Source organism: Pseudomonas sp. FSL W5-0299, assembly GCF_005930655.1.
Taxonomy (GTDB): domain Bacteria; phylum Pseudomonadota; class Gammaproteobacteria; order Pseudomonadales; family Pseudomonadaceae; genus Aquipseudomonas; species Aquipseudomonas mandelii.
On record NZ_RXHX01000008.1, the window covers coordinates 225,864 to 247,934 of the forward strand.

19 protein-coding genes and 1 pseudogene are annotated in these 22,071 nt (G+C 59.3%); 9 read left to right on the forward strand and 11 right to left on the reverse strand.

Annotated features, from left to right (window positions below; genetic code table 11):
- Positions 1 to 3: 3 nt before the first annotated feature.
- The 3 genes from FHL16_RS13510 to fdnG are packed head-to-tail and all read right to left on the reverse strand — an operon-like array spanning position 4 to position 4,655.
- Positions 4 to 657, reverse strand: a complete 654-nt coding sequence (locus tag FHL16_RS13510) for a formate dehydrogenase subunit gamma (RefSeq protein ID WP_077748483.1) — start codon at positions 655 to 657, stop codon at positions 4 to 6.
- Positions 654 to 1,589: a formate dehydrogenase subunit beta gene (fdxH, locus tag FHL16_RS13515; protein ID WP_077748484.1), complete on the reverse strand. Its 936-nt coding sequence runs from the start codon at positions 1,587 to 1,589 to the stop codon at positions 654 to 656. Before fdxH ends, FHL16_RS13510 begins: the two co-directional genes overlap by 4 nt.
- The gene (gene fdnG, locus FHL16_RS13520) at positions 1,590 to 4,655 is read right to left on the reverse strand and encodes a formate dehydrogenase-N subunit alpha (protein ID WP_138739038.1); all 3,066 of its coding nucleotides are present in this window, start codon (positions 4,653 to 4,655) and stop codon (positions 1,590 to 1,592) included.
- A 356-nt stretch (positions 4,656 to 5,011) separates the two neighbouring features.
- Here fdnG and FHL16_RS13530 point away from each other — a divergent pair, with 356 nt between their 5' ends.
- From FHL16_RS13530 to FHL16_RS13550, 5 genes are all read left to right on the forward strand, one after another.
- Positions 5,012 to 6,166 carry a MalY/PatB family protein gene (locus tag FHL16_RS13530; RefSeq protein ID WP_077748486.1) on the forward strand — a complete coding sequence of 385 codons (1,155 nt, stop codon included), beginning with the start codon at positions 5,012 to 5,014 and terminating at the stop codon, positions 6,164 to 6,166.
- Positions 6,167 to 6,387: 221 nt separating this feature from the next.
- Entirely contained in the window at positions 6,388 to 7,245 is an 858-nt protein-coding gene (locus FHL16_RS13535; RefSeq protein WP_077748487.1) for an SDR family oxidoreductase, read from the forward strand.
- Between the two features lie 169 nt (positions 7,246 to 7,414).
- Positions 7,415 to 8,026 carry a Yip1 family protein gene (locus FHL16_RS13540; RefSeq protein WP_010460359.1) on the forward strand — a complete coding sequence of 204 codons (612 nt, stop codon included), beginning with the start codon at positions 7,415 to 7,417 and terminating at the stop codon, positions 8,024 to 8,026.
- Between the two features lie 46 nt (positions 8,027 to 8,072).
- On the forward strand, positions 8,073 to 9,416 hold the full coding sequence (locus FHL16_RS13545; protein WP_010460361.1) for a cation:proton antiporter: 1,344 nt from the start codon (positions 8,073 to 8,075) through the stop codon (positions 9,414 to 9,416).
- A 191-nt stretch (positions 9,417 to 9,607) separates the two neighbouring features.
- Positions 9,608 to 9,904, forward strand: a complete 297-nt coding sequence (locus tag FHL16_RS13550; RefSeq protein ID WP_010460363.1) for a hypothetical protein — start codon at positions 9,608 to 9,610, stop codon at positions 9,902 to 9,904.
- Between the two features lie 72 nt (positions 9,905 to 9,976).
- Here the strand turns inward: FHL16_RS13550 and FHL16_RS13555 are convergent, their stop codons facing one another.
- A complete protein-coding gene (locus tag FHL16_RS13555; protein WP_077748488.1) occupies positions 9,977 to 11,200 on the reverse strand; it encodes a zinc-dependent alcohol dehydrogenase in 1,224 nt (407 codons plus the stop codon).
- Positions 11,201 to 11,540: 340 nt separating this feature from the next.
- On the opposite strand from FHL16_RS13555, the gene FHL16_RS13560 reads away from it, so the two are divergent.
- Complete coding sequence (locus tag FHL16_RS13560) at positions 11,541 to 12,017, forward strand: hemerythrin domain-containing protein (protein WP_010460365.1); 477 nt, start codon at positions 11,541 to 11,543, stop codon at positions 12,015 to 12,017.
- Between the two features lie 54 nt (positions 12,018 to 12,071).
- Here the strand turns inward: FHL16_RS13560 and FHL16_RS13565 are convergent, their stop codons facing one another.
- Complete coding sequence (locus FHL16_RS13565; RefSeq protein WP_077748489.1) at positions 12,072 to 12,608, reverse strand: hypothetical protein; 537 nt, start codon at positions 12,606 to 12,608, stop codon at positions 12,072 to 12,074.
- Between the two features lie 138 nt (positions 12,609 to 12,746).
- Here FHL16_RS13565 and FHL16_RS13570 point away from each other — a divergent pair, with 138 nt between their 5' ends.
- Positions 12,747 to 12,980: a hypothetical protein gene (locus tag FHL16_RS13570; protein WP_077748490.1), complete on the forward strand. Its 234-nt coding sequence runs from the start codon at positions 12,747 to 12,749 to the stop codon at positions 12,978 to 12,980.
- Between the two features lie 12 nt (positions 12,981 to 12,992).
- Here FHL16_RS13570 and FHL16_RS13575 read toward each other — a convergent pair whose 3' ends face one another.
- A complete protein-coding gene (locus tag FHL16_RS13575) occupies positions 12,993 to 14,915 on the reverse strand; it encodes a hybrid sensor histidine kinase/response regulator (protein ID WP_010460371.1) in 1,923 nt (640 codons plus the stop codon).
- Between the two features lie 146 nt (positions 14,916 to 15,061).
- Here FHL16_RS13575 and FHL16_RS13580 point away from each other — a divergent pair, with 146 nt between their 5' ends.
- On the forward strand, positions 15,062 to 15,817 hold the full coding sequence (locus tag FHL16_RS13580; protein ID WP_042932060.1) for a DJ-1/PfpI family protein: 756 nt from the start codon (positions 15,062 to 15,064) through the stop codon (positions 15,815 to 15,817).
- Here FHL16_RS13580 and FHL16_RS13585 read toward each other — a convergent pair.
- From FHL16_RS13585 to FHL16_RS13595, 3 genes are all read right to left on the reverse strand, one after another.
- Entirely contained in the window at positions 15,798 to 16,694 is an 897-nt protein-coding gene (locus tag FHL16_RS13585; protein ID WP_010460375.1) for a zeta toxin family protein, read from the reverse strand. The genes FHL16_RS13580 and FHL16_RS13585 overlap by 20 nt on opposite strands.
- A gap of 128 nt (positions 16,695 to 16,822) precedes the next feature.
- Positions 16,823 to 19,102, reverse strand: coding sequence for an ATP-dependent DNA helicase (locus FHL16_RS13590; protein ID WP_077748500.1), 2,280 nt, complete (start codon positions 19,100 to 19,102; stop codon positions 16,823 to 16,825).
- Positions 19,099 to 20,751, reverse strand: coding sequence for a VRR-NUC domain-containing protein (locus FHL16_RS13595; protein WP_077748491.1), 1,653 nt, complete (start codon positions 20,749 to 20,751; stop codon positions 19,099 to 19,101). The genes FHL16_RS13590 and FHL16_RS13595 overlap by 4 nt, the downstream gene beginning before the upstream one ends.
- A gap of 187 nt (positions 20,752 to 20,938) precedes the next feature.
- On the opposite strand from FHL16_RS13595, the gene FHL16_RS13600 reads away from it, so the two are divergent.
- Positions 20,939 to 21,163, forward strand: coding sequence for a YgdI/YgdR family lipoprotein (locus FHL16_RS13600; protein ID WP_010460381.1), 225 nt, complete (start codon positions 20,939 to 20,941; stop codon positions 21,161 to 21,163).
- Between the two features lie 84 nt (positions 21,164 to 21,247).
- On the opposite strand, the gene FHL16_RS13605 is transcribed toward FHL16_RS13600, so the two are convergent.
- Positions 21,248 to 21,610, reverse strand: a complete 363-nt coding sequence (locus FHL16_RS13605; protein WP_077748492.1) for a hypothetical protein — start codon at positions 21,608 to 21,610, stop codon at positions 21,248 to 21,250.
- A gap of 200 nt (positions 21,611 to 21,810) precedes the next feature.
- Positions 21,811 to 22,071: pseudogene (locus tag FHL16_RS13610) on the reverse strand (polyurethanase); the annotation flags it as partial.

Consider the following 22,071-nt stretch of genomic DNA (forward strand, 5'->3'; position numbering starts at 1 on the left):
GGCTTATCCTTTTTTGCTGATCGGCCGCTCAGGGTGCTCGTCCCGGGTCACTTCCCGATACCAGAGCTCATGGTGCTTCTTCGCCCAGGCGCGGCTAACCCCGCCATGCACCATGGCGCTGGCCGAGCCTTTGATCCAGAGGCCGGCATAGATGTGGACAATGATGCTCAACACCAGCAAAAATCCCGCCAACGCGTGAAGCAGCATCGCCCAGCGAATCGAGGTGATGCCGAAGTATTCGCTGAAATACGCACGCCAGATCACCAACCCGCTGAACAGCAACACCAGCATGCACAGCAGCAAGATCCAGAACAGCAGCTTCTGCCCCGGGTTGTACTTGCCGATCGGCGGCACACCCTCCTCTTCATTGCGGATCACCCGCCCGACGCGCCGGAGCCACAACCGGTCATTGCTGATAAAGAAATTCGCCCGAAAGAACTGGATCACCAGGCCGAGGAACAGCACAAACATCGCCACCCCCAGGAACGGGTGCAGGATGCGTGTCCACGGCCCGCCGCCGAACAGGTGGCTTAGCCAGAACAACGCCGGGTGAAACAGCGCCAGGCCTGACAGCGCGGCCGTGAAAAACAGGATCGCCACCAGCCAGTGATTGGTGCGCTGGTTTGGGGTGTAGCGCAGGATCTGTCTGCGGATCATGGTCTGTCCTCCCCACGCGGATCAAAGGTATGCACCGACGGATCGACTTCATGCACGGCCGGGTCGTTGAGCGGCGGCAATTCATCTTCTTCAACCACTTGCGGCCCGACGCGCACGTAATGGAAGAACCCGGCCAGCACCGCCAGGCCCATGGCCAGCAAGCCCAAGGGTTTGCTCACGCCTTTCCACAATTCCACCAGCGGGCTGATCGTCGGGCTGCCCGGCAAACCGGCGTACAGCGTCGGCGTGTCGGCGTGATGCAGCACGTACATGACGTGCGTACCGCCCACGCCTTCGGGGTCGTACAGGCCGGCGTGATCGAAGCCGCGGCTTTTCAGGTCGACGATGCGTTCGGCGGCGTGTTCTTTCATGTCTTCCTTGCTGCCGAACACGATGGCGCCGGTCGGGCAGGTTTTCACGCAGGCCGGTTCCAGCCCCACTTCCACCCGGTCTGAACACAAGGTGCATTTATAGGCCTTGTGATCCTTTTGCGAGATCCGCGGAATGTTGAACGGGCAGCCGGTGATGCAATAGCCGCAACCGATGCAATGGTCCTGATCGAAATCGACGATGCCGTTGGCGTGCTTGATGATCGCCCCCGGGCTCGGGCACGCCGCCAGGCAACCCGGCTCGGCGCAGTGCATGCAGCCGTCCTTGCGAATCAGCCATTCCAGGTTGCCGGCATCGGTTTCATGCTCGGTGAAGCGCATCAGGGTCCAGGTTTCTGCGCTGAGGTCTTGCGGGTTGTCGTAGGTGCCGAGGTTGTGGCCGACCTCGTCGCGCAACTCGTTCCATTCCGAGCAGGCGACCTGGCAGGCCTTGCAACCGATGCACTTGGTGGTGTCGATCAGCTTGGCCACTTCCTCCTGGTTGCGCACCGAGGACGGCACGGTGGTGGTGGCCGAACGGGCGATGATGTCTTGGCTGGCCATTTAGACTTTCTCCACGTTGACCAGGAATGACTTGGATTCCGGGGTCTGTGTGTTGCCATCGCCGAGGAACGGCACCAGGGTGTTGGTCAGGTAACCGTGGCGCGTGAGACCGGTAAAGCCCCAGTGCAGCGGGATACCGATCTGGTGCACCACCTGATTGTTGACCTGCAGCGGACGAATCCGCTTGGTCACCACCGCCACCGCTTCGATGTGCCCGCGCTTGGAACTGACCCGGACCCGGTCGCCGGCGACAATGCCTTTCTCCTTGGCCAGCACTTCACCAATCTCGACGAATTGCTCGGGTTGGGAAATCGCGTTGAGCTTGCAGTGCTTGCTCCAGAAGTGGAAATGCTCGGTCAGCCGGTAGCTGGTCGCCGCATACGGATAGTCTTTGGCCACGCCGAGGGAATCCCACACCGAATCGAAGATCCGTGCCGCCGGGTTACTGGTGGCTTTCTTGTTTTGCGGGTGCAGCGGGTTGATGCCGATCGGCGTCTCGAACGGCTCGTAGTGCTCGGGAAATGGGCCTTCGTTCATCTTGTCGACGGCGAAGAACCGCGCGATGCCTTCGGGGTTCATGATGAACGGATTCATCCCGGCTTCCGGCGGCGAGTCGGCCTTGAAGTCCGGCACATCAGTGCCGCCCCAGGCTTTACCGTTCCACCACACCAGGCGCTTTTTCTCGTCCCATGGCTTGCCTTGCGGGTCGGCCGAAGCGCGGTTGTAGAGAATCCGTCGGTTGGCCGGCCAGGACCAGGCCCAGCCCTGATGTTGGTGCATGCCGTAGGGGTCGCTGTTGTCCCGCCGGGCCATCTGATTGCCCGCCTCGGTCCAGCTGCCGCAGAAAATCCAGCAGCCGCACGCCGTGCTGCCGTCGTCCTTGAGCTGGCCAAACCCGGCCAGTTGCGCATTCGCCTTGATTGTCGCGCCCGTGGCGTCGGCGTAGTCGGTGACGGCCGTTCCGTTGATTTCTCGCGCCAGTTCTTCCGGCGAGGGTTCATCGGCGATCTTGTACGGCCACGACAGTTTGAGGATCGGGTCGGGATAAGCCCCGCCCTTGGCTTGATAGCGCTGGCGCAGCCGCAGGAACAGTTCGCTCATGATCTGCACGTCGGTGCGCGACTCGCCCGGGCCATCGGCGCCTTTCCAGTGCCATTGCAGCCAGCGGCTGCTGTTGACCAGCGAGCCGTCCTCCTCGGCGAAACAGGTGGTGGGCAGGCGAATCACTTCGGTCTGGATACCGGCGGTTTCCACATCGTTGTACGGCCCGACATTGCGCCAGAACTCCGAGGTTTCAGTGGACAGCGGGTCCATCACCACCAGCCATTTGAGCTTGGCCAGGGCCGCCATGACGCGATTCTTGTCAGGCAGCGCCGCGATGGGGTTGAACCCCTGGCACATATAGCCGTTGACCTTGCCCTGGCCCATCAGGTCGAACACTTTGAGGATGTCGTAGTTGGGAATGTCCAGTTTCGGCAAATAGTCGTAAGCCCAGTTGTTCTCCAGCGTGGCGTTGTCGCGGTACCAGGCCTTCATCAGGCTGACGTGGAATTTGCTGTAGTTCTGCCAGTAGGACAGCTGCCCCGGACGCAACGGCATTTGCGTGCGCTTGGTGATGTAGGCGGTGTAATCCTGCTCGGCGTCGTTCGGCAGGGTCAGGTAGCCCGGCAGTGCGTTGGACAGTAAGCCGAGGTCGGTCAAGCCCTGGATGTTGGAGTGCCCGCGCAAGGCATTGACGCCCCCGCCCGGCATGCCGACGTTGCCTAACAGCAGTTGCACCATCGCCGCGCTGCGGATGATTTGCGAACCGATCGAGTGCTGGGTCCAGCCCAGCGCGTAGAGAATCGTCATGGTCTTGCCCGGTTGCGAGCAGGTGGCGATTTCTTCCCAGATCTTCTGCATGGCATCAACCGGCATACCGCAAATCTGGCTCGCCAGTTCGATGTTGTAGCGGCTGTAATGCTGCTTCATCAGCTGATACACGCAGTGCGGGTCTTGCAGGCTCGGGTCGGTTTTGACGAAACCGTCCTGGCCCAATTCGTACCCCCAGCCGGATTTGTCGGTATACACACGTTTGGCCGCGTCGTAACCGCTGAAGATGCCGTCCTCGAAGCCGTACCCCGCTTTGACGATAAACGACACGTCGGTGTAGTTGCGCACGTATTCGTGCTGGATTTTGTCCTCGTTCAGCAGGTAATTGATCAACCCGCCCATGAAGGCGATGTCGGTGCCGGTGCGAATCGGCGCGTAATAGTCGGCCACCGAGGCGGTCCGGGTAAAACGCGGATCGACCACGATCAAGCGCGCCTTGTTATGCGCCTTGGCTTCGGTCACCCATTTGAAACCGCACGGGTGCGCTTCTGCTGCGTTGCCGCCCATCACCAGGATCAGATTCGCGTTGGCGATATCGGTCCAGTGATTGGTCATGGCACCACGGCCGTACGTCGGGGCAAGACTTGCCACCGTCGGGCCGTGTCAGACACGCGCCTGGTTATCGAACCCCAGCATGCCGAGACTGCGAATGACCTTGTGGGTGATATAACCCGCTTCGTTGGACGCCGCCGAGGCTGCGAGAAAACCGGTAGTCAGCCAGCGGTTCACCGTTTGGCCCTTGTCGTTCTTCTCGATGAAGTTGGCGTCGCGGTCGGCCTTCATCAGGTCGGCAACGCGATCCAGTGCCTCATCCCAGGAGATGCGCGTCCACTCGGTGCTGCCGGGTTTGCGCACCTGCGGATATTGCAGGCGCCCGGGGCTGTGAATGAAGTCCAGCAGGCCGGCGCCTTTGGGGCACAGGGTGCCGCGGTTGACCGGGTGGTCTGCGTCGCCTTCGATGTGGATGATGCTTTGCGCGACGTTTTTGGCGTTATCGCCCTGGCTGTACATGATCAACCCGCAGCCGACCGAGCAGTACGGGCAGGTGTTGCGGGTTTCATGGGTGTGGGCGAGTTTGAAATGGCGTACCTGCTCGGCAAAGGCAGGCGTAGGCAGCATGCCCAGCGCGCCGAGGCTCGAGCCCGCAAGGCCGATACCGGCGACCTTGAAGAACTGACGACGGTTGAGGTCCATCGTGCACTCCTGATCAGGTGGAGACCCGGTACTTTTGCCGGGTTTTTCTGGACGATCACGGTGCCGGCAGCGTGGCTACCGACACTTTGAACTCTAGACAATGGGAGAACTGACTGCCTGAAAACCGACCATCGGGCAGTGCCCAAATGCCAGCCATCACGCATAACCCTGTGGGAGCGAGCCTGCTCGCGATAGCGGTGGGTCAGTTTGCATAGATGTTGAATGAGCTGACGCCATCGCGAGCAGGCTCGCTCCCACAGGGGTTTGTGTTGTTTGGGCGATTACCGTCTCGCTCCCGCAGGGGCTTGGCGTTTATCATGGCGCCACGTTCAACCCCGCTTTTTATGAGACTGAGCATGACCTTCGATTTTGATCAGGTGTTCGACCGCCACAACACCGGCAGTACCAAGTGGAGCCGCTACCCGGCCGACGTGTTGCCGATGTGGGTCGCCGACATGGATTTCGCCGCGCCGCCGGTCATCCTTGAGGCCCTGCGTAAACGCCTGGAACACCCGATGGTCGGCTACAGCGTGCCTCAGGACGATTTGCGCGCTGCCATCGTCGCCGACCTCTGGAACAAATACGCCTGGCGCGTCTTGCCGGAGGAACTGATCTTCCTGCCGGGTGTGGAGTCGGGTTTCAACATGGCCCTGAAGGCGCTGATCGAGCCGCAACAAAACGTCGTGGTCCAGGTGCCGAACTACCCGCCGCTGCGTCATGCGCCAGGTCATTGGGGCTTGAACAAGGTTGAACTGGAATTCGACGCGTTGGCTGACGGCACGTATGACACGCCGCTTGCGGCCTTGAGCCAGGCACTGACCGGCGGCGGCGCGCTGCTGCTGAGCAACCCGCACAATCCGCTGGGCAAGGTTTTCCCGCGGGAAGAACTGCAAGCGCTGGCGGACATTTGCCTGGAACACAACGCGTGGATCATCTCCGACGAAATCCACGCCGAGTTGTGCTTCGACGGGCGCGTGCACATTCCCACGGCATCGCTCAGCCCGCAGATCGCCCAGCGCACCATCACCTTGATGTCGGCGAGCAAGGCTTACAACATTGCCGGTCTTAAAACCTCCTTCATGATTATTCAAGACTCGGCGGTGCGTGCGCGGGTCAATCATGCCCGTTGCGGCATGGTCGACAGCGTCAACCCGCTGGGAATGGAAGCCACTCGCGTTGCCTACAGCGAAGGCGGCCCGTGGCTGGCCGGGTTGACGGCGTACCTGCAAGGCAATCGGGATTACCTGGTGGAAGCGGTTCGCACGCGCTTGCCGGGCGTGACGATGAATATCCCGCAGGGGACGTATCTGGCATGGCTCGATTGCTCCGCCCTGGGGCTGGACAATCCGCAGCAGTTCTTCCTCGACCAGGCCAAGGTCGGCCTCAGCCCCGGCCTGGATTTCGGCGACAACAACCGCCAGTTCGTGCGTCTGAACTTCGGCTGCCCACGGGCATTGCTCGAAGAAGGCTTGGCACGCATGGCGCGTAGTTTGCTCAACCTCAAGGCCTGACAACACGACAAATCCCCCTGTAGGAGCGAAGCTTGCTCGCGAAGGCGGTGTGCCAGTTGACACATGTATGACTGACACACCGCCTTCGCGAGCAAGCTTCGCTCCTACACTGGATTTACCCGGATTCGGGGTTTTGTGCACCCACCTGAATCCAACCGAACTCAAGGCAAAACATCAGGGTCAACCCTTTGAATCCTGTGCCCCGAGATCGGAGATTTGCCATGACTGACTACCCAAGACCACCCTTCCCCAAACAAGGCCAACCTGTCCCAGGCTCCCAAAAGAAAATGGACCCGTTTCCAGACTGCGGCGAAAAAAGCTACAAAGGCTCGGGCCGGCTGGATGGCAAGATCGCCCTGATCACCGGGGCCGACAGCGGCATCGGCCGTGCGGTCGCCATCGCCTTCGCCCGTGAAGGCGCCGATGTCGCGATTGCCTACCTCAATGAACATGAAGACGCGCAGGAAACCGCACGTTGGGTCGAACAGGCCGGACGTCAGTGCGTGCTGCTGCCCGGCGACATCGCGCAGAAAGCGCAATGCCAGGCCCTGGTGGACAAGACAGTCGAACGCTTCGGGCGGATTGATATTCTGGTCAACAACGCCGCCTTCCAGATGACGCACGAACACTTCGAAGACATCCCGGACGAAGAATGGGTGATGACCTTCGACGTCAACATCACCGCCATGTTCAGGATCTGCCAGGCCGCGCTCAAGCACATGAAGGCCGGCAGTTCGATCATCAACACCAGTTCGGTCAACTCGGACATGCCCAAGCCCACCCTCCTGGCCTACGCCACGACCAAGGGTGCCATCGCCAACTTCACCGGTGGCCTGGCGCAGATGCTCGGGCCGAAAAACATTCGGGTGAACAGCGTGGCGCCGGGGCCGATCTGGACACCGCTGATCGTCTCGACCATGCCCGATGAAGAGGTGCAGAACTTCGGCGCGCACACCCCGCTGGGCCGGCCGGGCCAACCGGTGGAAGTGGCGCCGATTTACGTGCTGCTGGCGTCGGACGAGGCCAGCTACATCACCGGCCAGCGCTACGGCGTGACCGGCGGTAAACCGATGTTGTGACCGCCCGCTGTAATAGCAGCAGCCTTGTGGCGAGGGGCTTGCCCCCCTCGCCACAAGCTGCGCCAACGGCTACACGTCATTCCGCGAAGTCGCGAAAAAATGAACCCCTGACAAATCTCTCCCCTCAATACGTTTAGGCCCCCATCACGGGCCGTTCGAGGAGGTCGTCATGTCCGCACCTATCGTCAAACTGTTCACCCAGCCCAATTTCGCCTGGACGGATATTCGCCGGGAGGAGGAAGCACATCCGCGCCATTACCTCGCGCATTTGCTGCTGCTCGCCTTGATCCCCGCCGTCTGCCTGTTCATCGGCACCACCTATGTCGGCTGGAGCCTGGCCGAGAACGAAACCGTCAAACTCAGTACCCAAAGTGCGTTGCAACTCTGCGTGCTGCTGTACGTCACCATCATCGCCGGCGTGGCGTTGATGGGGGGATTCATCCGCTGGATGTCGCGCACCTTCGACGCGCGTCCGACCATCAATCAATGCATCGGTTTTGCGGCGTATACCGCGACGCCGTTTTTCCTGGCAGGGATTGCCGGGCTGTACCCGAGTCGCTGGCTGGCAATCATTGTGTTGATGGCTGCTTCGGCTTATTCGACGTTTTTGCTGTTCGTCGGCTTGCCGACGTTCATGCACGAGCGCAAGGAACAAGGCCTGCTGAATGCGGCGTGCGTCTGGGGCGTCGGGCTCCTGGTATTGGTGACTATTCTGGTAGAGATGATTCTGCTGTGGTTCAACGTGCTGACGCCTGAATACCTGCGCGCCACGGTCGGTTGATCCGCAGAGGCCAACAAACGCGGTCCACCCCCAACGAGAACCGAGCATGAGTTTCATTTTATGGGTGGCCGTGTTGGGTGCTGTACTCCTGACGCTGGCGCTGACCTCGTCCTACCTGCGATGGATGCCGGTGACCACGTCGGCGGTGTGCCTGGTGCTGGGCGCTGCCATCGGCCCGGCCGGGTTCGGGCTGTTGAAACTGGACACCGCTGACGCTTCGATCTGGATGGAGCATCTGACGGAAGTCGCGGTGCTCTTTTCGCTGTTTGTCTGCGGCCTGAAATTGCGCTCGCCCCTCAAGCATAAAAACTGGCGGATTGCGGTCGGCCTGGCCGGCCCGGTGATGCTGCTGACCATTGTCGGCGTCTGCCTGTTGCTGCATTACGCATTGCAATTGTCATGGGGCGCGTCAGTGCTGATCGGCTCGATCCTGGCCCCCACCGATCCGGTGCTCGCCGCGCTGGTCCAGGTCAACGACGCGCGGGATGACGACAGCGTGCGCTTCGGCCTCTCCGGTGAGGCCGGGCTCAATGACGGGATCGCGTTTCCGTTCGTGATCCTTGGCCTGCTCCTGCTGCAACACGAGGGTAACCCCGGCTGGTTGGGCGACTGGGTGCTGCGCAGTCTGATCTGGGCGGTTCCGGCCGGTTTTCTGACGGGGTACTGGATGGGACGCGGCATCGGGCGCCTGACCTTGGCGCTGCGGATCAAGAACGATGACAGCACGCTGTCTCCGAACGATTACCTGGCCCTTGCTTTGATTGCCCTGGCGTATGTCGGGGCCGAGTCTATCCACGCCTATGGGTTTCTGTCGGTGTTCGCCGCCGGCCTCGGATTGCGCCAGGAAGAAGTCAGCTCCACGGGCAACGACGAAACCCCTGCCGAGCATCTGGTCCAGCCGGTGGTCGGTCACCAGAACGTCGAACCACAACACGCGGTGCATGGCGATACCGACAACCTTGAAGACACCCAGGTCGCCGCGGGCATCATGATGGGTGACATGCTCGCTTTTGGCAGTCTCGTGGAGCGGGCCATGGAAGTGTTTCTGGTGACACTGCTCGGCGTCGTGCTGATCGCTCACTGGGACTGGCGCGCCCTGCTGGTCGGCGGGGTGTTGTTTTTTCTGGTTCGCCCTTTGAGTGTCGCCGTGATGCCGTGGGGCCGATTGCTCGATTGGCGCCAGCGAATGTTGATCGGCTGGTTTGGCATCCGTGGCATCGGCAGCCTGTATTACTTGTTCTACGCCTTGAATCACGGGCTGGGTCAGTCGGTGTCGACGCTGTGCATGGACCTGACGTTGTCCGTGGTCGCGTTGAGCATTTTGATCCACGGCATCAGCACGCAACCCACCCTCGCCCGCTATGAACGGCGCAAGAAACAAATTATTTGATTTTTACCTGCGTGTTTACAGGTTGAATCAAACGAATTTTCGCCTCAAAGAATTTGAAATCCCTGTGCAACTCGACAGTCACAACCTTAATTCCGCCTGTTTTCTTTTATACGGCGGAACCCGACAGGTTCGGTTCCACTGTGGCAACGATGCCTATTAAAAGGGACCTCGAAAAAAGTAAGGTGCCGGTCATGGTTCACTATTCAACTCCCGATCAAATCAAAGCCTGCCGGGCGTTTGCCCTGGAATGCAATCGCCAGATGTTCGAAGACGCCCAGGCGTTGAGCCGAAGCGCTTTCGAGATGCTTGAGGACGGCGACATGGACCTGGAACGGTTCGAGCATTACAGGGCGATGCGCAGGAAGGCTGATTTGAAGTTTCAGGAAGCGATTGAGCACCTGCGTTTGCTCAACGCGGACTTCCCACCGATCCCGATGTCCGTGAATAACGCCCACCGGTTGCGCCAGCAGCTTGAAGACCGGGTTTGAGCCGCTGCCCGTCAGCCACAGCCGTTCAAGAGCCCGGCAGAGCCGGGCTTTTTTCTGCCTGACAGGCGGGCCTTACATCACCGGTATCGCCTCCGTTTCCACACGCTCTGCTAGCGGAACATCGCTTGAGCCTGGCGTCAGAATGACCTTGCGGCACTGTTCCTGTTTCTTGTCGAAGAGTTTGTAACCTTCGGCAGCCTGTTCCAATGACAGACGATGGCTAATGATCGCCTCCGGTTGCAGTCGCCCGGTTTCGATATGCCCCAGCAGTTCCGGCAAATACCGCTGCACATGAGTCTGGCCCATCTTGAACGTCAGGCCTTTGTCGAAGGCATCGCCGAACAGGAAACCGTGGATGAACCCGGAATAGACTCCGGGAACGCTCACGACGCCACCCCGGCGAACCGCCCCGATGCACTGACGCAGCGCTTTGCCGCTACTGCCCTCCAGTTTCAAGGTGGCCAGCACGGTTTCGGTGGTGCTGCCCTTGGCTTCGAAACCCACCGCATCGACCACCCCATCCACCCCGCGACTGCCCGCTGTCTGGCGGATGATCGTGTCGGCCGGGTCATCATCGTCATCAAAATTGATCGGAATCACCCCATAGGTGTGTTGCGCATAGGCCAGCCGATAGTCGTGATGATCGACCATGAAGATTTGCTCGGCACCGAGCATTCTGGCGCACGCCGCGCTTAACAGTCCGACCGGGCCGGCGCCATAAATGGCAATGCTTGAGCCCGGTCCGATGCCGGTGTTCATAACAGCCTGCCAGGCGGTGGGTAAGATGTCCGAGAGGAAAAGCACCTGCTCATCCGCGAGCGTTCCGGGAACTTTGAAGGGGCCGGTGTTGGCTTTCGGCACTCTGACCAGCTCGGCCTGTCCGCCCGGGATGCCGCCGTAGAGTTTACTGAAACCGAATAACGCCGCCGGTGGTGGAATGGCTTTCTTGTTAACGATCGCGCCCCGGCCCGAGTTGGTGGTTTCACAACTGGCGAACAAGTCCATCTGGCAGAAGAAACACTCACCACAGGCAATCACGAACGGGACCACCACGCGGTCGCCGCGCTGTACGGCGGTGACCGCGGAGCCGGTTTCCTCGACGATGCCCATGAACTCGTGACCAAAGATATCGCCATGCTCAACCGTCGGAATCTTGCCTCGATAAAGGTGCAGATCCGAACCGCAGATCGCCGTTGCAGTGACCCGCAAAATAATGTCGTCGGCGGCTTCGATGGTTGGATCGGGAACGGTTTCTACCCTGACGTCGTGAGCTCCGTGATAGGTCATTGCGCGCATGGCTGCATCCTCGCGGGTTAATAAAGACAGCGTTTGTCTGTATTAAGGGAGGGCGATGGAGGAGCGAGTTCAGTTCTGTCCGAGGCGAATCTGATCGACGGTATGGCCTCGAAAATTCACATTTTTCGACGAGTGAATTCGCGCCGCGAACTGCATGAGTCAATTTACAGACTCATGCAGCCTGCACGACCTCAATTCGCCATCAGATCTTCTAACAAATTGTTTTATATGGCTTTACTCATGGCGCTGAAATCGGCACGACAAATGCTGCCAGTGTAAAAGCGACCTACGGCCATGAGACCGTTTGCGCCTATTCCGTGACTAATTGAGAGATTCGACCATGAACGCCATCGACCTGTTGAAAGCCGACCATGAACGCGTAAAAGGCATCCTGACTCAGTTAAGCGAGTCCACCGAACGGGGTGTCAAAAAACGCACCGAGTTGCTGGCCAAGCTCGAAATGGAGATCACCATCCATACCCGGCTCGAAGAAGAAGTCTTGTACCCGGCGTACAAAAAAGCCGGTGGCAAGGAACAGGACGTTATGTACTACGAAGCCAAGGAAGAACACCGCACCGTGGATTCCCTGGTGTTGCCGGACCTGAAAGTCACCGACCCTTCCACCCCGGAATTCGCGGGTCGGGTGAAAGTGGTCAAGGAGCTGCTGGAACACCACATCGAAGAAGAGGAAACCGAAATGTTCCCTCAGGCGAAAAAACTGCTGGGCAAGGCCACCCTGGAAGAATTGGGCGCGCAAATGGAAACGCTCAAGGCTCAGTACAAGAAAGAAATGAGCGCGTCCAATCTGGCGGCTTGATTTGGTAGTCGATGTCAGAGAGCCCGGCAAATGCCGGGCTTTTTAGTCTGCGATTCAGCCACCGGGATTGGTGACCTGGATGTAAACCGCATAAGTGCCCAGCAACACCCAGAACGTCGCGAAAATCCACGGCGTACGCACGGAAAACAGCAGCGATTTGCGGTAGCCCTTGTGGGACGATTCCATCTCACTGAACAGCGGGGATTCATCGTACGCCAGCCCCATCAATGGCTCGCTGCGCAACAGCTCACTTTGCTTGAAGTGCCAGTGGTCGATGATGTCGTAGGCCGCACGAATGCCCGGCCAGGCGTTCAGCGAGCTCAGTAAACCCAGCAGCGCGAGGAACGGCGGCACCACCAGGGTGAAGAGTTTTCCCCATTCGGGATTGAGGTTGGCCATGCAGGAAGCAAAGGCAATCACCAGGAACGACTGCGCGGCCAGGTAAGCGTCGGTTCGATTGGCGAGGATGCTGGTTTCGTACTGGATTTCCCGACGGTAGAAATCCAGCCGCTCCTTGGGCGAGCCGAACATCTTGGCATTGTGCTCGGTCAAGACTTCTTCGGCAGTGTGTTCGGTCAGTATTCTGGGCACGGGAATTACACAAGGACTGGGTAAGCGTTATGACGAAACCTGCCCGGGCAAAGTTCAGCCGGATTTAATGCACTTCACTCGAACGCTATTTCGCTGCCGTGGTCCTTCAAGTACACAGGCTGACTTCAAGGATTGCGGATGGACACTCTCGATTGGGTGCAATGGCCAGCGATGCTGGTCACGGTATTGGCGGCGTGGTTGATCGGCTCGCAAAACCCATCGCGCAGGGTGTGGGGTTTCAGTTGCTTCATCGTCAGCAATCTCTTGTGGGTGATTTGGGGCTACCACACCCACGCCTACGCATTGATCGTGTTGCAGTTTTGCCTGTGTGCCATGAACTTGCGCGGTTTCAAGAAGAACGTGAAAGGCTGAGCACGACGCCCGTTACTTCATGGCCAGCGCAATCACCTCGACCAAATTGAGTTGGGTATACGGTTTGGACAAGCGAGGGAGTGTGGTCGCGAAGCCTTCAAGGCGTTCGGCATAACCCGTGGCAAGAATGATCGGTACGTCCGGCTTCAACGCCCGGATGGCATTGGCCAACTGCTCACCGTTCATTTGTGGCATGGCCATGTCGGTAATGACCAGGTCAACATGCTGCTCGCGTTCGAACAGCTCAAGCGCTTGGGCACCGGACACCGCACTGATCACCCGATGGCCGAGATCCTCAAGCAACAGGCCGGTGCTGGTCAGCACCAGGCTGTCATCGTCCACGACCATGACGCACAACTGAGCCACTGGCGGAGCGGCCACTTCCGATACGGCGGGATGATTGAGCGCAGCTGTGGTCGCGGCGGGTATCCACAGTTCGGCGACAGTGCCGATGTCCTTCTGACTCTTGAGAATGAATCGCCCGCCCAGTTGTTCTATGAAGCCATGGATCATCGACAACCCCAGCCCCGTGCCTTTGCCCACCCCTTTGGTGGTGAAAAACGGGTCCATGGCCGACGCCAGGGTGACCTCATCCATGCCCTCCCCGTTATCGGCAACACTCAGGCAAACATAGCGTCCGGGCTCCGGCAATAGTGTCGATTGGTCGCAGACGTCTTCCGTCCGGGTACTGATGACGATTTTTCCGCCGTTGGGCATCGCGTCCCGAGCATTGGTGGCGAGGTTCAGCACGGCCAGTTCGAGCTGATTGACATCGGCCATGACCGGAACGAGGTCGGGGGAAAAACGGGTTTCGAGCTGTACGGAAGGCCCGAGGGAGCTGCGCAACAATCCGCTGATTCCTTCCACCAGCGCGGGTATTTCGACGGATTCGGACTTGAGTTCCTGTCGTCTGGCGAACGCCAGCATGCGTTGAGTCAGGGACACCCCACGCAGGGCACCTTGGGTGGCGTTGTCGACCAATCGAGTGACTTTCGGATTGTCTCCCACGCGTTTACGGACGATTTCCAGGTTGCCAAGGATAACGGTCAGCAGATTATTGAAATCGTGGGCGATCCCGCCACTGAGTTGGCCGATGGCCTGCATCTTCTGCGCCTGGAACAGCGCTTCACGGGTTTGTTCCAGAACCTTCTGTGCTTGTGTGGCCTCGGTGATGTCCCGGGTAATTTTGGCAAAGCCCAGCAACGTGCCCGTATCGCCCCAGATCGGATCGACCACCACATGGGCAAAGAACCGCGTGCCGTCCTTGCGCACGCGCCAGGCCCTGTTTTCAAAGCGCCCTTCCCGCATAGCCGTCTCCAACGCACGTTGGGGTTCCCCGGCTTCGCGGTCTTCGGGGGTATAGAAGAGTGAAAAATGCTGACCGATGACTTCTTCGGGTCGGTAGCCCTTGATGCGCTGGGCCCCTTGATTCCAGTTGGTCAATCGTCCATCCGGGGCGAGCATATAGATGGCGTAGTCAGTCACGCTTTGAACCAGCAAACGAAACTGCTGCTCGCTTTGCTTGAGCGTCTCTTCGGCCATTTTGCGGTCGGTGAGGTCCCGGGTGATCTTGGCAAACCCCAATAGATTGCCTGCCGGGTCGCGAATCGGATCGATCACCACATGGCACCAGAAGTGTGTTCCGTCCTTGCGAACCCGCCAGCCTTCACCCTCGAACCGCCCTTCGCGAATCGCCGTATCCAGCGCGCGCTGGGGCAGACCGGCACTGCGGTCTTCTTCGGTATAAAAGCGCGAAAAATGCTGTCCGAGGATCTCCTTCTCCTCATACCCCTTGAAACGTTTGGCGCCAGCGTTCCAGCTGGTGATGATGCCATCGGGGTCAATCATGTAGATCGCATAGTCCACCACGGCATCAATCAACAGGCGAAAGCGCATTTCCTCGATGGCGTTGGTTTTGGACTGGTTATCACTCATCGATCACACCCGTGACTGTTGTTTTGCGAAGTATGCGTCAAACCGTGGGTTTGGTAAGCCAGAAAACGGTTGTGCACTGGAGCATAGCGTTCACTCCGCCTATTCTCGATGCCAAACGCCATTCCTGGCGGTTCCAAGGCGCCCCGATGATCCTGATTCTGTTACCCACGTCTGACTACGATCCCACAGAGAGCAGCGTTCCATGGCAGGCCATGCGTCAGGCCGGCATCGAGGTGCGCTTTGCATCCCCCCAGGGATTGCCCGCCTACGCCGATTCACGCCTGGTGGACATCGGCTTCGGCCTGTTGAACCCGCTGCTGATGACGCGCAAGGCCGACCTTGCCAGCTACGCCCGGATGATCGAAGACCCCTCCTTCCGCCGACCGCTGAACTATGACGATGTGGACCCCGGCGAGTTCCAAGGACTGCTGATTCCCGGCGGGCATGCCAAGGGCATGCGCAGCCTGTTGGAGTCCGAGCAGGCGCGACGGATCGCCCTGCACTTTTTCAAGACAGACAAACCCGTGGCAGCGGTCTGCCACGGCGTACTGTTGCTTGCCCGAACCCTCGACCCCGATACCGGACGTTCGGTGTTGCAGGGGCGCAAGGTCACCGCCCTGGTCGCCAACACCATGGAGCTGCCTGCCTGGGCAATCACCGCCGCCTGGCTCGGACGCTACTACCGGACCTATACCCAAACCGTCGAAGCGGAAGTCACGGCCGCCCTGTCCAGCCCGACGGATTTCCTGCGCGGGCCCGTCCTCGCGGTGCGTGATTCGGCGGACCAGCCACAACGCGGGTTCGTTGTCCGTGATGGCCTGTTGTTGACCGCGCGCTGGCCGGGAGACTGTCATCGCTTTGCCGCCGAGTGGGTTCGCCTGCTTACCGGTTCACGTATTTGACGATGCAGGCGTACAGGTCGTTGTAAACGAAGTCAGGAACAACCTGGGCGTAAGTCTGGGTGTTGAGTAACGCCAGGTGGCATTCTTTAACTATCTCGTCACGCTCACTCAGGGTGTGGACATGATTATTGATGATGCTTTCATAGGCGCTGTATGCCGTTGGCGTCGCAGAGGGCGTCACGCAAGCGGTTGTGGTGTAGGTGATATGAGCACGCGAGACGCGTTCCTTCAGCGCCCCGAACCCGCGTTCATACACCGTGATTTGTGAACGATCGACCGCCTTCGAGGCGGTTTCGAAGGCCAGGATCACCGCTTGCTCATTCCTCATGGAGCTCTCCAGTGTCGATCGCGTGACAAACCTTTCCAGTTCGCGGTTTTCCAGGCTTTTAAAGGCTCTTTTGATGCACGAAACGTGAGCGAACTCCAGCGTGCAGCCAACGATATGCGTTTCGAACTGATAGCCGGCCGCCGTCGCGAGTGGTGGAAATGCCGCGAAATCGATGCTGTCGAACGCACACTCCATGATGATGTTGTATTTGAGTGTGAAGGCTTCGGTGAAGATTTTGGCGCAAAGCTCTCGTACGAAAGCTTCGGTATGTTCATAGGCATGCAGCACGCCAAGCTTGATCATCTCTGCGTATTGAGGATGTTTCTGCCGGTATTCGGGCAGGTAGAGACGGACATACTTGTCGTAGCGCCTGGTCGGCAGGAGTGTGTTTTCCAGCAGGAAGGTTTTCCCCGAGCCTTGAAGCCCGGCAACCACCAGGATTTTCGGCGTTTCCTCGGCCGTGATGCCGCGGAACAGCGTGGTTTTGATGGCATTGAACGCGGCGCTGACTTGTTCAGTGGTGTAGGTGTAGTTAGGTGCGGAGGACATGCCTTGATTTCCTTATCAAAGAGCCGGCTGAAATTGATTGCCTGCCCTTTGAATAAAGCGCTGTTTCACCGCTTGTTCAAATACGTCTGTCTTTCAAGATATGTACCTGTTTTAAAAGGTAAATAATCCTACGCACCAGAAGCCAAATGCGCCTGTTCGACCGACCACCAACGCGGCAGCAAGTGCTTGACCTTGCTGTCGCCGAACCGGTCATCGATCAACATCACCACCCCTTGATCCTGCTGAGTGCGGATCACCCTTCCTGCCGCCTGCACGACTTTCTGTACGCCGGGAAACAAGTAGGTGTAGTCATAACCGGCGCCGAAAATCGCCGCCATTCGATGCTTCATCTGTTCGTTGACCGGATTGAGTTGCGCCAGCCCCAGGGTGGCAATGAATGCACCGATCAGGCGCGCGCCCGGCAGGTCGATGCCTTCACCGAACGCTCCGCCGAGCACTGCAAATCCGACGCCCTGGCTGTGCACGGTGAACTGGTCGAGAAAGGCCTGACGCTGCCCTTCCGCCATGCCTCTGGACTGCGACCACAAACTGATCTGCGGATGTCGTTCGGCCAGTAACTGCGCCACTTGCTGCAAATAATCGAAGCTGCTGAAAAATGCCAGGTAGTTGCCGGGGCGTTGGCTGAATTGGCGGGCGATGAGTTCGACAATCGGTTCGAGGGACGCCTGGCGATGGACGAATCGGGTCGATATCTGGCTGACGATGTGCACTTTCAACTGGTCGGCATGGAACGGCGATTCGACATCAATCCACACTGTATCCGGCGGCGTACCCAGCAGGTCCGCGTAATAATGCCGAGGGCTCAGCGTCGCCGAAAACAGCACGGTGCTGCGCGCAGCCGTCAGGCGTGGGCGGATGAAACCGGCCGGCACCACGTTGCGCAGGCACAGTTGCGACAGGTTTTGTTTGCGTTCGAGGTCGCGCTTGCTGATGTCGAACAGGAACTGTTCATCGAAGAATTCGGCCACCCGGCAAAACTGCAGCATGTCGAAGTAAAAACTCTGTAGGGCGCTGTCCAGGCCTTGGGGATGATCGTTGAGATAATCGCCGATGCTCGCGCTGCATGACGACAGCGCCTGGAGAAGTTTTTCCGGTGCCTTGTCGTAGGCCTGATACGGCGCCAATTGCAGATTATGCAGGGCATTCCACTCACGATTGACCCGCTGCAACGGTTTTTTCAGGGCGTCCGGTGCGGTTTTTCGTACCCCGCTGAGGGTCGACTGATCGAGCGTGGCGCTGTACATCTGCCGGCCGCGTTCCACCAGGTTGTGCGCCTCATCCACCAACACCGCGACTTTCCAGTTATTGGCCTGAGACAAGCCGAACAGCAACGCACTGAAATCGAAATAGTAGTTGTAGTCGGCGACCACCACATCGGCCCAGCGGGCCATTTCCTGGCTCAGGTAATACGGACAGACCTCATGCGCCAATGCCACTCGGCGCAAGGCGTCCTGATTCAGCAGGCTGAGTTCGCTGGCGGCCTGGCGGGCGGCCGGCAAACGGTCGTAAAAGCCCTGGGCCAACGGGCAGGATTCACCGTGACAGGCTTTGTCCGGGTGTTCGCAGGCCTTGTCCCGGGCGATCATCTCCAGCACCCGCAGCGGCGGCGCATCGGCGCTCTCCAGGATGACTTGCGCGGCATCCAGCGCCAGTTTGCGCCCCGGCGTTTTCGCCGTCAGAAAGAACACTTTGTCCAACTGCTGCGGCGCCAGGGCCTTGAGCATCGGAAACAGCGTGCCCACGGTCTTGCCGATGCCGGTTGGCGCCTGAGCCATCAGGCAACGACCGGTGCTGACCGCCTTGAACACCGATTCCGCCAGGTGCCGTTGCCCCGGACGAAAGTCGGCATGGGGAAACGCCAATTGCTGCGCCGCGTGATTGCGTGCTTCGCGATGGGCCATCTCCTGCTCGGCCCACAGCAGGAACAGCCCGCAATGATGCTCGAAGAACGACTGCAGCTCTCCGGCGCTGAAGGCCTCGACCAGGCAGGTTTCCTTTTCGCTGACAATATCGAAGTACACCAGCGCCAGATTGATCTGCGCCAGTTCCAGCTTCTGGCACATCAGCCATCCGTAGACCTTCGCTTGCGCCCAGTGCAATTGCCGGTGGTTGGCCGGTTGCTTGCTCAGGTCGCCGCGATAGGTTTTGACTTCTTCCAGGCAGTTTTGCGCCGGGTCGTAGCCGTCCGCCCTGCCCTTGACCTTCAGGGTTCTATACAGGCCTTCGAGGGCGACTTCGCTTTGATAGCCCTCGCTTCGGCGCGAGGCGACAGTGCGGTGCCCGACGATGCCTTCCAGCGCGGTTGGCGACGGCGTGAAACGCAGGTCGAGGTCGCCGACCTTGGCGGTGAATTCACACAGCGCCCGCACCGCAATGCTGTAACTCAAGCGCTCTGCTCCGCCCATTGCACGTAGCAGACGGCGATTGGCATCTGGTGTTCGTGACAGAACTCCAGCCAGCGCAACTGGTTGTCTTGCAGGCGATCGCCGGGGCCTTTGACTTCGATCATGCGGTAGGTCTTGTGCTGCGGCCAGAACTGGATCAGGTCGGGCATCCCGGCCCGGTTGGCCTTGATGTCCAGCAACAGGCGATTGAACCAGTGCTTGAGGTGTTCGGCGGGCAGGCAGTCAAGCGCCTGATCCAGCAGTTCTTCGCTCAGCGCGCCCCAGAATACAAAGGGTGACTGCACGCCCCACTTGGCGACGTAACGCTCACGGATGGTCTGGCTATAACGCCCGTCATCGAGTTCGGCGAGACAGGCCTGAAACACCTCCGCCCGACGTGCATGGAAGTCTTCGTTGAGCAGGTCCACCGGCCCGCGCTGGAACGGGTGGAAAAACGCCCCCGGCAACGGCGCAAAGATCGCCGGCCAGCACAACAGGCCGAACAGCGAGTTGATCAGACTGTTCTCGACGTAATGCACCGGCGCCGAATCCTCCGCCAGGTGTGCCTGAACATGAAATTCGACCGACAGCGTCGGATCGGTCCTTGGCAAGTGCAGGTCCAGGCGCAGCATTTCCCGGGGCGATGGCCGCTTCATTGCCGGGCCGCCCAGTTTGCGCCGCAACCTGGGCAACACACGCAGCACATGCTGATGCTCGGTGGCGCTTTCCGGCGATTGCTCCGCGTGCGTGGCCAGATGCAGGGCCAACTGATATTCACCACAGCGTTCGAGCACACGGATAAGACGCACCCGAGCGCCGGGGTAGGCGCAATCGCGATAAATCGACAGCGCCGTGGAGAAATCCGTCATGCGTTCACAATGCTGACCAATCTGGAACAGCAACTTGCCCCGGCGTCGTTGCAGCCAAGGGTTGTCGAGTTGCACCTCGTTGATTTGCTCGACAATATCCGCCACCTCTTCACCGGCCTCGAAACGTTGCTGGCAGTGGTGCAGAAACAGACAGGCGTCCACGTCTTCACGGCTGCGCAGCCCCCGGGATTCGGCGCAGAATTCGACTTTCTCGTAGGTAAAGATGCCGAGATCGGCCAGCACGAACTCCGACCAGTCCTGATATAGGTTGCCGAAGAACATCAGCCGCAAGCGGTCGCACAGGTCCATGATGGTCAGCGTGAACAGCCGGTCGTTCAGTTGCGGGCACCATTGCGCGAAGCTCTGCGACTCGCAGAACTGCTCGCTCAGGGTCGCCAGCCATTCGGTCTTCTTGCCTTTGGGTTGATCGATGGCGGCACCGAAGCAGTGAAGAATCTCGGCCTTGAGCAGAACGTCGAACAGTTCCTCGATCTGTAGCGGCGATTGCGCAGAGATCCAGCCTGCCGCCAGCAATGGCTCGGCAGCACTGGCAATGTCGCCAATCTCGACGTAACTCAATTTGCCGGCCCTGAAATGCAGGCCCTTGCGCATCACCATCCTGACCAGCAGCGCCCGGGACTCGCGGGGTTGCCGACGAAAATCGCGGATGAAGGCTTGCTCCTCGACGCTCAGCACGTCGGCATAACGATGCTCAAGCCAATCAAGCACTTGCATGAAGTTGTTCAAGTAATAGAACGGGTCGTCGAGAGGATTTTCAGTCACAGGAAAAAAGGGCCATGGCGAGCGAGTACTGGTTATGCGTACAGATACCAGTTACAGCGCGTTGGGTGCAAACGGAAAAGGATAAGCGGCGGCGCTATTTGGCTATTTTCAGGGGGCCATCGAACTTTCTGCCGTTCCACGGCACCAACCGGCATAGCGGCTTTTTTCACGCATTTGAGAGGTGGGTATGAATATCAAGACTCTGGGTTTGCCTTTGGCAGCGGCAGCCTTCCTGGCACTGGCCGGTTGCTCCACGCCAACGGTGGTGACGCTGCAGAACGGCACCCAGTATTTGACCGAGGATATGCCGAAAACCAAAACCAAGGACGGGTTTTACGAGTTTGAGGATATTTCCGGCGCGAAGGTGAAGGTCAATGCCAAAGATGTGGCCACGGTCCGCGAGGAAGACTGAGAACCGCATTATCGTTCTTCGCGGGCAAGCCTCGCTCCTACAGGGTTGTGCGATGTGAGGCTGGCCCGCGAAGAGACCGAGAATCTACGGCATCCACGGCGTACTGTTATCGCAGGAGATGAACTTCCCTCCCCGCCTCATCAGTTCTTCATGAATCTTTTTGCAGCGCTCGTAATCCTGCTGCATCGCGTGGTCGATGCTGATGTTGCCTGTCATCTCCGGCTGCTTGTCCCCCGAGCGAAATGTCACAAAAGGCTCTTCCGGCTGGAGCTGGAAACGGCTTTTTTCTACCAGCGGGTCGGCGGGTTCCGACGGTGCCGGTGTGGGCAGTTGATCTGGCGTCATGCCATAGCGGCTCAAAATCGAGCTATGAGGCAACTCCGCGGCGGCACTTCCTGATAACAGGGCTAGCGCCAGACCGATGAGGTGCTTCTTGCTGTTACTCACGTTGCGTAATCTCCTGATCCAGTACTCAATCCTGTTGTTGCAAGGTATTGGAGTCCGCAGGTGACTGTCGGGTCACGTGCTCAGGCAGGTTTACCGCGTTATCGTTCTTCGCGGTCAAGCCTCGCTCCTACAAGGAATCGCACAACCCTGCAGGAGCGAGGCTTGACCGCGAAGAGGCCCTTACCGGCGCCACATCACCCTCAGGCGATGACGATCCCGGCGCCAGACAAACTGTCCAGCCCAACTCCCACCAACGTCACCGAATCCCCGCCAAACGTCAGCACCGTATCCTGCCCCACCGTCGTGGCATGAGCCCGATAGTCATCATTCGGCGCGCCCCCCTGAACCCCGAGGAATACCAGCTTGTCGTTTGCCTGATACCCCACCACCCGGTCCTGACCAAACGCACCGCTGAACAGGAACGTATCAATCCCGACCCCCGATTCCATCAGGTCATTCCC